The following is a 14881-nucleotide window of genomic DNA, read 5'->3' as shown; positions in this document are numbered from 1 at the left end:
AAAACCGCGTTTGTCGCGGGTGACAAGGCGGGAGCGGACGCTTACTTATCCCTCATGCGCTTCTCCGACAGCTTCCTGGATGAAATCCGTCAGCGCCTGCCGATTTCGCAGGTGGTGGGCGAGCACGTTCTGTGGGACAAGCGCAAGAGCCAGCCGGGTCGCGGCGACTTCTGGGCGTGCTGCCCGTTCCATGGCGAGAAAAGCCCGAGTTTCCATGCCGACGACCGGCGCGGCAGCTATCACTGCTTCGGGTGTGGCGCCCATGGCGACCATTTCCGGTTCCTGACCGAAAAGACCGGCATGAGCTTTCCGGAGGCGGTAGAGCGCCTGGCCGGGATGGCGGGCGTGCCGATGCCGGCGCGCGACGAGCGCAGCGAGCAGCGCGAAGCGGCGCGGCGCTCGCTCTATGACGTGATGGAACTGGCGACCAAGTATTTCGAGGCGGCGCTGGTCCACAATATCGGGGCGCGGGCGCGCGGCTATCTTTTCGAGCGCGGGGTTTCGGCGCAGGCGCAGGCGCGGTTCCGGCTCGGTTTCGCCCCGGACAGCAGCAACGGGCTCAAGGAGCACCTGGCGCTCAACGGGGTGACGGCCCAGGAGATGGTGGATACCGGGCTGGTGGTGGTGCGCGAGGACAACCCGCTGCCCTATGACCGCTTCCGCAACCGCGTGATGTTCCCGATCACCGATTTCCGCGGGCGGGTGATCGCCTTCGGCGGGCGCGCCATGTCGCCGGACGTGCCGGCCAAGTATCTCAACTCGCCCGAGACCGAACTCTTCCACAAGCGGCAAACGCTCTATAACGGCCAATCGGCGCGGCAGGCGGCCCATGACGGCAAGACCGTGATCGTGGTCGAGGGCTATCTCGACGTCATCTCTGCGGTGATGGCCGGGTTCGAGGGGGCCGTGGCGCCGCTGGGTACCGCGATGACCGAAGAGCACGCCGCGCTGCTCTGGCGCATGAGCGACTGCCCGGTACTGTGCTTTGACGGCGACAGCGCCGGCCAGCGCGCCGCCGAACGGGCGGCAGGCATCGTGCTGCCGCTGCTCAAACCCGGACAGACGGTCAAGATCGCCACGCTTCCCGAAGGGCTCGATCCGGACGACCTGATCAAGAAACACGGGCGGGACGCTTTTGCCGACGTGATCGAGCGGGCGGTAACGCTGTCGGACACGGTCTGGAACATCGAGACGCGCGGGGTGCTGCCCGAGACGCCAGAGGCGCGCGCGGCGCTCGAGGCACGGCTGCGCGAGCGCGCCAATTCGATCGCCGACGCCTCGGTCAAGCGCCACTACATGCAGGCGTTCGACGAGAAGCTGCAGGCGTTTTTCGCGCCGGCGCGTGCCGCCCGGTTCGAGGGGCGGCAAGGCGGCGGAAAGGGCAATTTCCGGCAGGGCGGCAACAGGGGCACCTCGGCCCGCGGTACGCCGCGGCTGGTGGTCTCCGATACGCTGCGCAATTCGCGGCTGCTCAAGCCAGGGCTGACGGCCGATGCGACGCCGCGCGAGGCCACCATCATCCTCAGCCTCGTCAACCACCCGCAACTGGCCGAGGCCCGGCTCGAAATGCTGGCGGCGCTCGACTTCGAAACGCCCAATGCGCGGGGCCTGCTGACCACCATCCTCGACCTGGTGTCGCACGATCACGAGATCGATCGCGAAGCATTGATCGCGGCGCTGGGCGTGCGCGGGTTCGGCGAGCCGCTCGAGCGCATGCGGCGGCTGCTGGCCCGGCAGGGCGTGTGGCAAATCGGCGAAGAAATCGCACAAACCGACGCGGAAACCGGCCTTGCGCACGCGCTAGCCTTGCATAACAAGAAAGTTCAGCTAAATAGGGAATTGAAAGCAGCCGAGTTGGCGCTGGGCGAAGACCCGAGCGAAGAAACCTTTGAGAGGCTGCGGGACATCCAGAACCAGATAACCACTGTCGATGGCACAGAGGCATTGATCGAAGGATTTGGTTCGCTATCGGGACGTGCAACACGCAGTTTCTAGGGAATAGGCCCTGGGAGCGGCGCGTCGCACGGTTTCGCTTATGAGCGAATCACTTCCGAATGCGAACGCGGAACCGGCTCCGTTAACTGCTGGTTTACCACTCCTTTATCTTTCCTTGAGCTATCCCCACTTATGAGCATTGCCGGCACCCGACGAACTAACGGGGCCAGGGAGCATCAGATGGCCACTAAGGCAGCAAGCGCGAACAAGAAAGAAACCGAGAAGCCGGAAGCCGGGTCCGCCCCCGAGACTCCGGATACCTCGCCACTCGACCTTTCCGATGCCGCGGTCAAGAAGCTGATCAAGGTCGCCAAGAAACGCGGCTATGTCACCTATGAGGAAGTGAACTCGGTTCTGCCATCCGAGGAAGTCACGTCCGAACAGATCGAAGACATCATGGCCATGTTCTCGGACATGGGCATCAACGTCGTCGACGAGGATGAGGTCGAAGAGGCCGAGCCCGATTCCGACGAAGAGAGCACCGAAGTCGCCGAACGCACGGGGACGGCGGTCGCCAGCAAGTCCAACACCCGCGAAGGCAGCGACCGCACCGACGATCCGGTGCGCATGTACCTGCGCGAGATGGGCTCGGTGGAGCTGCTCAGCCGCGAGGGCGAAATCGCCATCGCCAAGCGCATTGAGGCCGGCCGTGAGACCATGATCGCGGGCCTGTGCGAAAGCCCGCTGACCTTCCAGGCCATCATCATCTGGCGCGACCAGCTCGCCCAGGGCGAAATCCTGCTGCGCGACATCATCGACCTGGAAGCCACCTATGCCGGCCCCGACGCCAAGCAGGCGGCCCCGGTGGTGCAGGCCGAGGTCGAGAAGGCTCCGGCTGCCGAGGCCAAGCCTGCCAAGGAGGCGCCCAAGAAGCGCGCCAGCTCCGGCGACGACGATGACGACTACGTCCCCGAGGAGCCGCAGGCGCCCCAGGATCCGGTGGAAGAGGAAGACGACGACTTCGAGAATTCGCTGTCGCTCTCGGCCATGGAAGCCGAGCTCAAGCCGCAGGTGGTGGAGACGTTCGACCGTATCGCCGAAGCCTATGGCAAGATGCGCCTGCTCCAGGACCAGCACGCCGAGGACCGCGCCGCGCTCAAGACCTCCAGCGCCGCCGACGTCAAGAAGGTGGATACGCTGCGCGGCGAGGTGATCGCGGACGTCAAGTCGCTCTCGCTCAATGCCAGCCGCATTGAGAGCCTCGTCGAGCAGCTCTACGACATCAACAAGCGCCTGGTGCGCCTGGAAGGTCGCCTGCTGCGCCTGGCCGAAAGCTACGGCATCAAGCGCGACGAGTTCCTGCAGGCCTATTACGGCTCGGAAGTCGACCCGACCTGGACGGAAGCCGTGGGCGGCCGCGATGGCAAGGGCTGGGCCGAGTTCATCCGGCGCGAGCTCGATACCGTCAACGAAATCCGCGGCGAGATCTCCACGCTTGCGACCGAGACGGGCCTGGACATCACCGAATATCGCCGCATCGTCCACAAGGTGCAGAAGGGCGAGCGCGAGGCCGCTATCGCCAAGAAGGAAATGGTGGAAGCCAACCTTCGCCTGGTGATCTCGATCGCCAAGAAGTACACGAACCGCGGCCTGCAGTTCCTGGACCTGATCCAGGAAGGCAATATCGGCCTGATGAAGGCGGTCGACAAGTTCGAGTACCGGCGCGGCTACAAGTTCTCGACCTATGCGACCTGGTGGATCCGGCAGGCGATCACCCGCTCGATCGCCGATCAGGCGCGCACCATCCGTATTCCGGTGCACATGATCGAGACGATCAACAAGATCGTGCGCACGAGCCGCCAGATGCTCCACGAGATCGGCCGCGAGCCGACGCCCGAGGAGCTGAGCGAGAAGCTGCAGATGCCGCTCGACAAGGTCCGCAAGGTCCTCAAGATCGCCAAGGAGCCGATCTCGCTCGAGACGCCGATCGGCGATGAGGAAGATTCGAACCTGGGCGATTTCATCCCGGACGTGAACGCCATCCAGCCGATCGATGCGGCGATCCAGTCGAACCTGCGCGAGACGACGACCCGCGTGCTGGCTTCGCTGACCCCGCGCGAGGAACGCGTGCTGCGCATGCGCTTCGGCATCGGCATGAACACGGACCATACCCTGGAGGAAGTGGGCCAGCAGTTCTCGGTGACGCGCGAACGTATCCGCCAGATCGAAGCCAAGGCGCTGCGCAAGCTCAAGCACCCGAGCCGGTCGCGCAAGCTGCGCAGCTTCCTGGATAACTAGGCCGAACCCTGAAAGTATCTACAAAGGCGGCCATGGCCGCCTTTGTCTTATGGAGGAGAACCCGATGTCGTTTTTGAAGTCCCTGTTCGGTGGAAGCAAGTCCGAGGCGCCCCAGGGCGACAAGGCGCTGGCCCAGGAGGACTACAAGGGGTTCGTGATCAAGGCGATCGCCATGTCCTCGGGTAGCGAGCACCAGCTGGCCGGCACCATCGAGAAAGAAATCGGCGGCGAGCTCAAGACCTACAAGTTCGTGCGCGCCGACAAGTTTTCGTCGCGGGAAGACGCGACGAGCCTGTCGCTGGCCAAGGGCCGTCAGCTCGTGGACGAGCAGGGCGACAAGCTCTTCAGCTAAACGGGCCGCCGTTCCGGCACCCGAAATAATCAGAACAGGAGGCCATGATGGCCAAGAAACCGACTGCTCGGACCGAATTCGTATTGTTCGACGTCATCTACGAGGACGGCAGCCAGCGTTCAAATCGGCGTGTGCCGGCGGACGTGCTGGGTGGGCTCGATGGGGATGAACCGGCACGTGAAGTGATCATGGAACAGGACCGCAGCATCGCCGAAAAGTCAGGGCTTCCGCCGCTCCAGATCAAGTCGCTCAAGCGTTCGGCAGGGAAGTAAACACCCTTCCGCTCCTTGAAAAAGCAATACTCAATTTAGTTTCCTTGAAGCCACGAGTATTGATATAGGAGACGTCCAATCACCGGGGGGAGATTGGGCCAACCCTATGGTTAAGTACAGTCTGAGTGCCAGAAGAACCGGCAAGCAAGGTTCGCTGGCCAAGTGCAAAGACGCAGCGCTGAGTTTCAGCACTGATCCGGGCGGAACCCTGCGGAGCTTCGGCGCCGTGGACCTGCTTCTCGCCTCGGTCGCCGCTTGCCTGCTGGCAAGCGTGGAGCGTTATCTGCCGGATATGGGGTACCAGGAAGTCACGGTCGACGTGCGCGCCCTGAGCCAATCCTATCCCCCCGAAATCGTCGCCATCAGCTACGAAATAGAAGTGGAGACGGACGAGCCGCAGGCGCAGCTCGACCGCCTGCACTCGGTGGTGCGCAAGCATGGCGAGGTAGTCAACACGCTCGCCCTGGCGATCCCGATCAGCGGGACGATGCGGCGCCGCGGGGAAAACGACGCCGAACCGGCTTAGCGCGAGGGGCCAAGGGCCTTGTCGATGGCCGGCTTGACCACGGTGCCGAAGAGCTCGATCGCTTTCATCACCTTGTCATGGGGCACCGTGCCCACGCTCAGTTGCAGGCCGAAGCGATCGTGCCTGAACCATTCGTGCTGCATGAGGATCTTGTCGATGACCTCCTGCGGGCTCCCCATGAAATAGGCGCCTTCGGGCCGCGCGCCGGCGACGAACTGGTCCTTGGTGCCGGGCGCCCAACCGCGCTCACGCCCGATCCTGGACATGGCGGCGTGGTGGGAGGGGAAGGCGATGTCGATGGCATCCTGCGAGTTCTCGGCGATGAAGCCGTGCGAGGAAATACCGACGGGCAGGCTTGCAGGGTCCTTGCCGGTCTTCTCGGCGGTCTCGCGATAGAACTGGACGAGCGGGGCGAACTGGCGCGGCTGGCCGCCGATGATGGCGATCATCAGGGGCACGCCGTAATAGGCGGCGCGAGCCACCGAATTGGGGGTACCGCCCACTGCGATCCAGAGCGGAATGGGGTTCTGTACCGGCTTGGGATAGATCTCGATGCCCGGGATCGGCTTGGTGTGATCCGAACCTGGCCACGTGACCTTGCCGCCCTTGCGGATCTCGAGAAGCTCGGCGAGCTTTTCCTCGAACAGGGCATCGTAGTCGTTGAGATCGTAGCCGAAGAGGGGGAAGCTCTCGATGAACGAGCCGCGCCCGGCCATGATCTCGGCCCGGCCGTTCGAGAGCAGGTCGAGCGTGGAAAACTGCTGGTATACGCGGATCGGGTCGTCCGAGCTCAATACGGTGACGGCCGTCGAGAGGCGGATGGATTTGGTGCGCGCGGCGGCCGCGGCGAGGATGGTGACGGGCGAGGAGGCCACGAAATCGGGACGGTGGTGCTCGCCCAGGCCGTAGAAGTCGAGGCCGAGCTGATCGGCCAGCTCGATCTCCTCGAGGAGGTCCTTGAGGCGATCGGCGGGCGACTGCAGGCGGTCCCGGTTCAGCGGATCGGGCGTGTTCTCCGCGAAGGAGTAAAGGCCGAGTTGCATGACGTTTTCCTTTCGGTTAGCGCCAGAAATGGCGTGTCGCGCCGGAGGCATCAAGACGGCACAATATGGTAACCGTCCCCACGAGGGCGCGGGCCAGGCAGGGAGGGAAGTTTGGGCGAGAAGATCGACTTCCGAAAAAGCCTCAAGACGTTCTATCAGCCGAGCGCGAAGGACTTCGCGATGGTGGACGTGCCGAAGATGACCTTCATCAAGGTCGATGGGCAGGGCAATCCCAACGAGGCGCCCGAGTACGTGCGTGCGGTGGAGTGGCTCTATGCGGTCAGCTATGGGCTCAAGTTCGCGGTGCGGGAGGCGACGGGCCGGGACTATGTCGTGCCGCCGCTCGAGGGCCTGTGGTGGGCCGACGACATGACGAGCTTCGCAACGGGCGACAAGGCGCGCTGGCGCTGGACGCTGATGATCATGGTACCCGATTTCGCCACGCGCGACCTCTATGAGAGCGCGGTGGAAAAGGCGCGGCGCAAGCTCGGCGAGCCACCGGCGAGCCTGCGGCTCGAGCCATACGTGGAAGGCCCTTCGCTCCAGATCCTCCACATCGGGCGCTATGACGAGGAAGCCCCAACGCTCAGGCGTCTCCACGAGGAGGTGATGCCGGCGCGTGGGCTCGTGTTCAACGGGCACCACCACGAGATCTATCTCTCCGACCCGCGCAAGACGGCGCCCGAAAAGCTCAAGACGGTGCTGCGCCAACCGGTCAGACCGCTCTGACAAAAACAAGCCCCGGCGTGCGACCGGGGCTTGCAACTGCTTCAGAGGGAGGGACTGAAGCTGGGGAGGAGTTGTTCTTATTATTGGGCCGCCGGAGCCGCAGGCGTAGTGGTATCGGCAGGGGCAGTCGTGTCGGCAGGCGCGGCCGGGGTGGTCGTAGTGGTGGTGGTGGTGTCAGTGCTCGGCGTCGTCGCCGGAGTCTGAGTCATCGGGGTGGTATTGGTGTCGGTGGTCGGCGCGGCCGGGGTAGTGGTCGTCGTATCCGTGCTCGGTGCCATCGGGGTGGTGTTGGTATCGGTGCTCGGCGCAGCCGGGGTCGTCGGATTATCGGCCGGAGCCGTCACCGCCGGGCTGGTGCTGGGCGTCGTACCGACCTGGGACGGGCCGGAATTGGACGAGAATACCAGGTAGCCGATTGCCAGAAGGGCCAGCACCACGATGATGCCGATGAACCAGCCGGTACCGTTGCCTTCCCGGGTGTAGGTCGTCCGGTTGGCGTTAGCGTTGTCGCTATAAAGCGGGTCACGGTCCGGATTAGCCATGATGTCTCTCCGTGTGTTGCATCTGCTATGCGGAAAGAAACGCCGGCTTGTTTTAATAGTTCCCTTTTTTGTGATCGAGGGTGTTTCTAAATGAAAATCAAAGGGATGGCGCTTTTTCCTTGTCGCCCTTCTTGGCGGAAATGCGGTCAATAATGGCCAAGAATAGGGCGGACACCACAAAGGCCAGATGGATGATGGTGTACCAGAGCAATTGTTCGGTCGAGTACTGCGGCAGATTGAGGAAAATCTGGAGCAAGTGGATCGAGGAAATCGCCACGATGGTGGAGGCAACCTTGATCTTGAGGGAGCCGGCATCGATCTGGCCGAGCCAGTGGACGTCCTGCTGGTCATCGAACTGGGAGACGAAATTCTCGTAGCCCGAGATGATCACCATCACCACCAGGCTGGCCACGAGTCCGGCGTCGATCAGGCCCAGCATCTTGAGGATGGTATCGGTGTCCTCCAGGGAATTGACCTTCATCAGGAACTCCCAGAGCTTGCCGCCGAACGAGACCGCGTAGACGGCCAGAGCCACGGTAAGGCCCAGGTAGAAGATCACCAGCAGCCAACGCGAGGCGAGGATGATCTTTTCGATGAGAAGCTCGAGGCGCTTCATGATGTCTCCGGCAAAAAGCAGGCGCGGAAATTCCTCAGATTCGCGATGGCGTTCAAGACAGTGGATTGCGGCAAGGCGCCACAAGGCGGCCAGTTTGTCGTGTTGCGTTCCCGGTTGGCGCCACGCACAGTGATGCGGGGCGGGAGAGGGTCAGCATGGCGAGTCCGGAAGCGCATATGGAAATCGCGCGGCTGTTTGCCGAGCGCAATGGCGAGGACGTGCCGCTGGCAACGGCCAGGCGCAACTGGGAAGCGGACGCGGCCAAGCTGGAATTGCCCGAGGGCGCGCAATTCAGGCCGGCGATAGCGGGCGGAGTTCCGGCCGAATGGGTGGAGATGCCCGACGCCAATCCGCGCCGGGTATTCCTGTTCCTGCATGGCGGGGGCTACAACGCCGGCTCGCCCAAGACGCATCGCAAGCTGGCCGCCTACCTGGCGCGGGCCACCGGTATGAAGCTGCTGCTGCCCGACTATCGGCTGGCGCCCGAGCATCCGTTTCCGGCAGCGGTCAAGGATGCACTGCTGGCCTTCGGCTGGCTGCTCAGCGAGGGCTTCAAGCCATCCGACATCGTGGTGGGCGGAGACTCGGCGGGCGGTGGGCTGGCGCTTTCGATGCTGCTGGCCCTGCGCGAGGCAGGCGCGGAGATGCCCCGGGCTGCCGTGCTGCTGGCGCCGTGGACGGACCTGACGGTTTCCTCCCGGTCCTACGAGCGCCTGCGCGACAACGATCCGATCATCAATCCGGAGCGGTTGCGGCGGGCGGGGGAGTGGTATGCGGGGCGCCGCGATCCGCGCGACCCGATGGCCTCCCCGATGTTCGCCGACCTTGCCGGGCTGCCGCCGATGCTGATCCACGCCGGTGGCGGGGAAGTGATGGTGGACGACAGCACGCTCTTCGCCGAGCGGGCGCAGGCGGCGGGCTGCAAGGTGACGCTCAAGGTCTGGCCCGAACTCTGGCATGTGTTCCACCATGCCGTGCCCGACGTGCCCGAGGCCAATGATGCGATCGCGGAGATCGGCGACTTCGTGAAAGCGGCGTTCGGCACCGGCGATGAGTGAGAGCGACCGGGAGGCCATTTTCACGGCCCTGGCGGACCCGTGCCGACGCCTGATCCTGACGCGGCTCCAGGCCAGGAACGGGCAGACGCTGTCGCAATTGTGCGATGGGCTGACGATCAGCCGGCAGGCAGTGACCAAGCATCTCAAGCAACTGGAGACGGCCAACCTGGTGCTCAGCGAGAAGAGCGGGCGCGAGCGGCTGCACTTTCTCAACCCGGTGCCGCTGCGGGCGGTGGCGATCCGCTGGCTCGAGCGGTTCGATGCGACGCCGATGGGCACGCTCGCCCAGCGCAGGAAAAGCGCGCGCTAGCGGGTTTTGGCAGACAGATCGTGGTGTTAGGCTCGCGTCGCATTCAGCAATGAGGGTTAGCGATGCTTGAGAAACTTCTGAAATTCGACGAGTTCATTTTTCCGCAGGTCACCAAGATCATCTACTACATCGGTCTTGTGCTGATCGCGCTGTTTTCCGTGCTCGGGGCGCTGGGCGCGCTCTTTGCAGGGATTGCGCAGAACAATTTCGGCGGCGGCCTGGTAGGGTTGGTCGGGGCGCTGATCGGCGGCGCCGTCGGGGTGCTGGTGTGGCGTATTACCGTCGAGCTGTGGACGGTAGTGTTTTCCATCCACGATATTCTCAAGGAAATCCGGGATCGCAAGACGGGGCTCTGAGAGCAAGCAAAAAGGCCGGACAGGTGTCCGGCCTTCTTCTTTTTGAGCAGTCGTCGGGCCTTAGCGGCTGGCGATCGGGGTGATGAGCGGGGTGATGCGCCGGATGGTGACGCGGCGGTTCTCACGCTCGGCCGCCTGGGTCTTGACTTTCAGGTAGCGCTCGCCATAGCCCTGCGTCGCCAGGTTCTCGGGCGGGATATCGTAGAAGTCCGAGAGGATGCGGGCGACCGTATTGGCGCGCAGGTCCGAGAGCTTGAGGTTGGAGAGATCCGAACCCACCGCGTCCGTGTGGCCTTCGATCAGGAAGGTCTCGGCCGGGTTGCGCTTGAGCAGGGCCTGCATGGCGGCAGCCACGTCGCCGAGCGAGGCAACCTGATCACGCGAGATGGTGGCCGCACCGGTATCGAAGGTGAGGTTGCCCACTTCGAGGCGGCGCACGCTATCGCGGATACGGGCCGAGCGCTTGACCTCGTCGATGGTGTAGAGGCGCCGGACCTGCTCGACGGGCGGCTGCTCGAAGAAGGTCGCGATCTGCTGCTCGTTCGAGTTGCGGGCGTCGATGACGTACTGGTTGACTGGGATGTTCAGGCGCAGCGGGGGCAGGTCGGCGCCCGGGTCGCGGTAGAACAGGTCCTCGTCCTCACGGTCGGCGCGCGGGTCGTAGTAGGCCAGGACGTATTCACGCCCGTCGGGGGTGATGCGCGAACGCTGGAGCACTTCGCCGTAGCGGTTGCGGATGGTCACGACCTTGGAGCCGTCCGGGCGTTCCACGGTTTCGCGGACGCGCCCTCCACTGAGCTGCTCGTAATAGGTCTGGTCGTCCGGCTGGATGAAGCGGTCGCGCTCCTGCTGCGGATTGGTGATCACGAGCTGGGTGCCGATCTGGAAGATGATCTGTCCGAGGTCGGCGGGCTGCTGAGGCTGCTGCGGGCGGCCGCCAGGCTGCGGACGTCCGGGCTGGTTGTTGCCGTTGGTGTTGTTGTTGACGATCGTGTTGTTGTTCGTGACGTTGTTCACGACGTTGGTCGTGGTGTTGTTGATGACCGTCACGTTCTGCGGAACGACGACCGGCGGCGGAGCGTCGATCTGCTGGCCTTCCTCGGCGGCAGTCGCCTTGATCTCCTCGGGAGCGACGTTGAGCTTGGCCTGTGCGGCAGCGTCGTCTGCCGGCGGGGGCGCGGCTTCCTCGACGGGAGCGGCGACCTTGGTCGGGCCGACACCGGTCTCGATGTTGGTCACCTCGTCCTTGGCGCTGTCGAGGAGCGGAGCCACCTCTTCCGGCTTGACGTCGGCCGGCAGGTTGGTGACGTCCTCGGTCGGCTGGTCGGTGAGAACGGGGCTTGCCTCGATTTCCTTCTGCACCTGCTCGGGCGGCGGAGGCGTCGGCTGCTCGGCCGCGGGCTGCTCAGCGGCCGGCTGTTCGGTCGCAGGCTGCTCGGCGGCGGGCTGTTCGGCGGGAGCCTGCTCGGCAGGCATGAGATTGGCCGGAACCTTGGGCAGGTTGAGGCCGAAATTGGCGAGGCATTCGTCGGTCGAGGCGAAGCCACCCTGGACGCAAAGCGCGTCGATGCGCGCCTTGGCGTCGGCGATCTGGCCCTGCGCGGCGGTGACGTCGGCGCCACTGGTCTGGGCTTCGATCAGCGCGGCGACGCCGTTCTGATAGTCGCCGACCGCGGCATTGAGATCGCCGGAGATGTCGGCGGCCGGTGCGGCAGGCTGCTGCTCGGCGGGTGCGGGCTGCTGTTCGGCAGGCTGCTCCGCTGCGGGCGCAGGCTGCTGTTCAGCCGGTTGCTCGGCTGCGGGCTCAGCAGGCGCGGGTTCGGGCGCCGCGGGCTGCTCGGCGGCCGGCGCGGGTTCAGGAGCGAGCTCTTCGGCAGGGGCCGGAGCGGGCTCGGCAGCCGGTTGCTCGGGAGCCGGCTCAGGGGCGGCTTCGGGCGCAGGGGCGGGAGCTTCGGCGGCAGGCTGCTCAGGGGCAGGCTCTGCGGCGGGCGCGGGTTCTTCGGCCGGGGCGGCCTCGGGCTCGGGCGCCGGTGCAGGTTCCTCGGCGGGCGCAGGCTCGGCTGGTGCGGCCTCAGGGGCGGGTGCGGGTTCTTCGGCCGGGGCAGCGGCGGGCGCGCCTCCGTTCTGGATGGAGCTGATGCATTCCTGAATGCTGCCGATGCCGGCTGCCGAGCAGGCGGCCTGGAACTCGGCCTCGGCGGCGGCCTTGGCGTCGGCGTCGTCCGAGGAGGCAGCCGAGATGTAGTTCTCGTAGGCGGCCTGGAGCGCAGCGTCCTGGGCGCGGGCGATGCCGGCCGGAGCCAGGGCGAGAAGCCCGAGGCTGGTGCCGGTCAGGAGCCAGTGTCGAAGGCGCATTGATGTCATCCTTTTCTTAGGACTGTTTATTCAGCCCGTGAGTATTTCGGGGCGGCCATGAACCGGACCTGAACGAATCGATCCTCATGTTTTTATGAGAGCTTGCCCCGTTCAGAGCAGCAAACGCGGGCCTTTGCGATCAGTTCCCGCCCCGAGCATGGAGCGCAACGGACGTGGCAATTCGGGCACGAGTTGGGCATCGGGCATGGCACCTACGCGCCAAAGGTGCTAGGCGCTTTGGCGGGCAGGGCAGGCAATGCAGCAGACTCAGACCGTTATCGAGATCGCGACCAGCGGGCAGGGGCTCTACGAAATCACCCGGCCGTTCCGCCATTTCGTGGTGGGCACGGGGATCGAGCGGGGACTGGCCACGGTCTATTGCCGCCACACCTCGTGCTCGCTGCTGATCCAGGAGAACGCCGACCCGGACGTTCAGACGGACCTTAAGGGGTTCTTCAGCCGCCTCGTGCCCGAGAACATGCCCTGGGTCACCCACACGCTGGAAGGGCCGGACGACATGCCGGCGCACATCAAGGCGGCGCTGACGCAGACCTCGATCGGCATCCCGGTCAGCGACGGCGTGCCGGTGCTGGGGACCTGGCAGGGCATCTATCTTTTCGAACATCGATCGGCGCCGCACCAGCGGCAGGTGGTCGTGCACATCATCGGAGACTGAGCGTGACTATTGGAGAACTGGCCGGGTACTGGCCGTTCGTCGTCGGCCTGTTGGTGACCGGCGCTTTTTCGGGCGTGTTTGCCGGATTGCTGGGGATCGGCGGGGGCGCCATCATCGTGCCGGCGCTGGGCTGGGCCCTGAGCCTGATGGGCTATGACAGCGACGTGGTGCAGCACGTGGCGGTGGCGACCTCGCTGGCGATCATCATCCCGACCGGCATCATGAGCGCCCGCTCGCACTACAAGCGCGGGGCGGTGGACACGCGCGCGCTAAAGCTCTGGGTGCCGTTCATCTTCGTGGGCACGCTTATCGGCGGGCTGATGGCGGGGATGTTCTCGGGCAATACGCTGCGGCTGGTCTTCGGCGTCATGTCGCTCTTCATCGCCGCCAATATCGTGCTGCCGTTCCAGACCCGGCTGATGGGGCATCTGAGCGGCTCGGCGCTCACGCACCGCATCTCGGCGTTCGTGGTGGGCTATGTCTCGGCGCTGATGGGCACGGGCGGCGGATCGCTGAGCGTGCCGACGCTGGCGGCGTTCGGCGAAACCATGCACAAGGCCGTGGGCACGGGCGCTGCCATCGGGGTGGCGATCGCCGTGGGCGGCACCATCGGGTTCATCATTTCGGGTTGGACAGCGACGGGCCTGCCGCCGCTCAGCGTGGGCTACATCAATCTCGTCGCCCTGGTGATCGTGGGCGCGATGGCGGCGTTCTGCGCCCCGGTCGGGGTGGCCATCGCCCATCGGCTCGACCAGAAGACGCTCAAATACGTCTTTGCGGTATTCCTGACGCTGGTCGGCGCGCAGATGATCTGGAAGGCGTTGATGTAAGAAGCGGCTTGCGCCTTCGGGAAGGCCGAGAAGGGGAGCCGTGGCTCCCCTTCGTCTTTTGCGGTTACTTGCCTTCGGCCAGTTCCCACTGCACCGAGACGTTGACCGAGAAGCTCATCTCGCCGGCCTGCACGGGCACGGCCCCGGAGGCATCGGCCATGGCCGACTTCATCATGTAGGGCTGGGGCGGCTGGCTGAAGTTCTGGTTCTCGCTGATCGAGAGGATACGCTCCAGGCTCACCCCGGCGACGCCGGCATAGAGGTCGGCCTTCTCCTTGGCGTCGACGAAAGCGGCCTTGCGGGCTTCGTCATAGAGCTTGGAGGGGTCGGCGACGCTGAAGCTGACGCCGTTGATGGTGTTGGCGCCAACGGTCACGGCCTTGTCGAGAACCTGGCCGAGCGAGGGCAGGTCGCGCACGCGAACGGTAACGGCGTTGGAAACCTGGTAGCCGGCGATCTTGGGCGGCTTGGAATAGCCGTTCGCATCGCGCTCGTCCGAATAGACGTAGTTGGGGTTCACCGAGAAGCCAGAGGTCTGGATGTCCTTGGCTTCGATGTTGGAGGCCTTGAGGGCGGCGATGAGGTCGGCCATCGCCTTGGTATTGGCATCGAGCGCCTCGCGGGCGGTCTCGCCCTGGGTGGTGACGCCGGAGGTCACGAAGGCGGTATCGGGGGCGGCGGTAACTTCGGCGCGACCCTCGATCGAGATGGTGCCGGGGCGCGGTGCTTCCTGGGCGAAAGCCGGAGCGGTGAGAGCCGTTGCGAGAGCAAAGGGAACAAGGGCAGTAATCGGACGCATGGGTCTCTCCATTTTGAAATACCAACAGAATTTGCCGGTCATTGCGGTGTTAATGCGGCGTACCTGAACGGGAGTTGAACGCCCCGTCACCATTGAGACGACGGGGATCGGCAAGTCCTTGGGGCGGGACTGAAGATTTTTCGCGCCGGGCCGCCTAAGCCCAAAGTCCGATGTACGTAACGCA

The 14881-nt window shown here is 64.7% G+C and carries 16 protein-coding genes; 11 read left to right on the top strand and 5 right to left on the bottom strand.

Annotated elements, in window-relative coordinates; all coding sequences use genetic code 11:
* The first annotated feature begins 54 nt into the window (after positions 1 to 54).
* The 5 genes from dnaG to FNA67_RS15585 all read left to right on the top strand — a co-directional run bounded on the left by dnaG (position 55) and on the right by FNA67_RS15585 (position 5383).
* Positions 55 to 1995 carry a DNA primase gene (gene dnaG / locus FNA67_RS15605; protein WP_049706026.1) on the top strand — a complete coding sequence of 647 codons (1941 nt, stop codon included), beginning with the start codon at positions 55 to 57 and terminating at the stop codon, positions 1993 to 1995.
* 180 nt (positions 1996 to 2175) lie between these two features.
* The gene (rpoD, locus tag FNA67_RS15600) at positions 2176 to 4233 is read left to right on the top strand and encodes an RNA polymerase sigma factor RpoD (RefSeq protein ID WP_049706025.1); all 2058 of its coding nucleotides are present in this window, start codon (positions 2176 to 2178) and stop codon (positions 4231 to 4233) included.
* Between the two features lie 64 nt (positions 4234 to 4297).
* A complete protein-coding gene (locus FNA67_RS15595; protein WP_049706024.1) occupies positions 4298 to 4585 on the top strand; it encodes an HlyU family transcriptional regulator in 288 nt (95 codons plus the stop codon).
* A 47-nt stretch (positions 4586 to 4632) separates the two neighbouring features.
* Entirely contained in the window at positions 4633 to 4857 is a 225-nt protein-coding gene (locus tag FNA67_RS15590) for a hypothetical protein (RefSeq protein ID WP_049706023.1), read from the top strand.
* A 106-nt stretch (positions 4858 to 4963) separates the two neighbouring features.
* The gene (locus FNA67_RS15585; protein ID WP_147656804.1) at positions 4964 to 5383 is read left to right on the top strand and encodes an OsmC family protein; all 420 of its coding nucleotides are present in this window, start codon (positions 4964 to 4966) and stop codon (positions 5381 to 5383) included.
* Here the strand turns inward: FNA67_RS15585 and FNA67_RS15580 are convergent.
* On the bottom strand, positions 5380 to 6426 hold the full coding sequence (locus FNA67_RS15580) for an LLM class flavin-dependent oxidoreductase (RefSeq protein ID WP_147656802.1): 1047 nt from the start codon (positions 6424 to 6426) through the stop codon (positions 5380 to 5382). The two genes, FNA67_RS15585 and FNA67_RS15580, sit on opposite strands and share 4 nt — an antisense overlap.
* Before the next feature lie 111 nt (positions 6427 to 6537).
* Here FNA67_RS15580 and FNA67_RS15575 point away from each other — a divergent pair, with 111 nt between their 5' ends.
* A complete protein-coding gene (locus tag FNA67_RS15575) occupies positions 6538 to 7155 on the top strand; it encodes a GyrI-like domain-containing protein (protein ID WP_244616365.1) in 618 nt (205 codons plus the stop codon).
* Positions 7156 to 7235: 80 nt separating this feature from the next.
* Here the strand turns inward: FNA67_RS15575 and FNA67_RS15570 are convergent, their stop codons facing one another.
* Together FNA67_RS15570 and FNA67_RS15565 are read right to left on the bottom strand one after the other, a co-directional pair.
* Positions 7236 to 7697 (bottom strand): hypothetical protein, encoded by a 462-nt coding sequence (locus tag FNA67_RS15570; RefSeq protein WP_147656800.1) that lies wholly within the window; start codon positions 7695 to 7697, stop codon positions 7236 to 7238.
* Positions 7698 to 7794: 97 nt separating this feature from the next.
* Positions 7795 to 8313 carry a TIGR00645 family protein gene (locus tag FNA67_RS15565; protein ID WP_147656798.1) on the bottom strand — a complete coding sequence of 173 codons (519 nt, stop codon included), beginning with the start codon at positions 8311 to 8313 and terminating at the stop codon, positions 7795 to 7797.
* Between the two features lie 155 nt (positions 8314 to 8468).
* Here FNA67_RS15565 and FNA67_RS15560 point away from each other — a divergent pair, with 155 nt between their 5' ends.
* The 3 genes from FNA67_RS15560 (at position 8469) to FNA67_RS15550 (ending at position 10037) form a co-directional block, all read left to right on the top strand.
* On the top strand, positions 8469 to 9371 hold the full coding sequence (locus FNA67_RS15560) for an alpha/beta hydrolase (RefSeq protein WP_147656796.1): 903 nt from the start codon (positions 8469 to 8471) through the stop codon (positions 9369 to 9371).
* Positions 9364 to 9681, top strand: a complete 318-nt coding sequence (locus FNA67_RS15555) for an ArsR/SmtB family transcription factor (protein ID WP_049706018.1) — start codon at positions 9364 to 9366, stop codon at positions 9679 to 9681. The genes FNA67_RS15560 and FNA67_RS15555 overlap by 8 nt, the downstream gene beginning before the upstream one ends.
* 62 nt (positions 9682 to 9743) lie before the next feature.
* Positions 9744 to 10037 carry a DUF4282 domain-containing protein gene (locus FNA67_RS15550; protein ID WP_049706017.1) on the top strand — a complete coding sequence of 98 codons (294 nt, stop codon included), beginning with the start codon at positions 9744 to 9746 and terminating at the stop codon, positions 10035 to 10037.
* A 60-nt stretch (positions 10038 to 10097) separates the two neighbouring features.
* On the opposite strand, the gene FNA67_RS15545 is transcribed toward FNA67_RS15550, so the two are convergent.
* Complete coding sequence (locus FNA67_RS15545) at positions 10098 to 12392, bottom strand: OmpA family protein (RefSeq protein ID WP_147656794.1); 2295 nt, start codon at positions 12390 to 12392, stop codon at positions 10098 to 10100.
* Between the two features lie 256 nt (positions 12393 to 12648).
* Between FNA67_RS15545 and FNA67_RS15540 the strand changes: the two genes are divergently transcribed.
* Together FNA67_RS15540 and FNA67_RS15535 are read left to right on the top strand one after the other, a co-directional pair.
* Positions 12649 to 13068 (top strand): secondary thiamine-phosphate synthase enzyme YjbQ, encoded by a 420-nt coding sequence (locus tag FNA67_RS15540; protein WP_147656792.1) that lies wholly within the window; start codon positions 12649 to 12651, stop codon positions 13066 to 13068.
* 2 nt (positions 13069 to 13070) lie between these two features.
* Positions 13071 to 13898 (top strand): sulfite exporter TauE/SafE family protein, encoded by an 828-nt coding sequence (locus FNA67_RS15535; protein ID WP_053167955.1) that lies wholly within the window; start codon positions 13071 to 13073, stop codon positions 13896 to 13898.
* Between the two features lie 64 nt (positions 13899 to 13962).
* On the opposite strand, the gene FNA67_RS15530 is transcribed toward FNA67_RS15535, so the two are convergent.
* Positions 13963 to 14697 carry an SIMPL domain-containing protein gene (locus FNA67_RS15530; protein WP_244616364.1) on the bottom strand — a complete coding sequence of 245 codons (735 nt, stop codon included), beginning with the start codon at positions 14695 to 14697 and terminating at the stop codon, positions 13963 to 13965.
* Positions 14698 to 14881 lie beyond the last annotated feature (184 nt).

The organism is Youhaiella tibetensis, assembly GCF_008000755.1.
Classification (GTDB): Bacteria; Pseudomonadota; Alphaproteobacteria; order Rhizobiales; family Devosiaceae; genus Paradevosia; species Paradevosia tibetensis.
The sequence above is the reverse complement of the archived record's forward strand: the minus strand, read 5'-3'. Positions and strand labels throughout refer to the sequence as shown.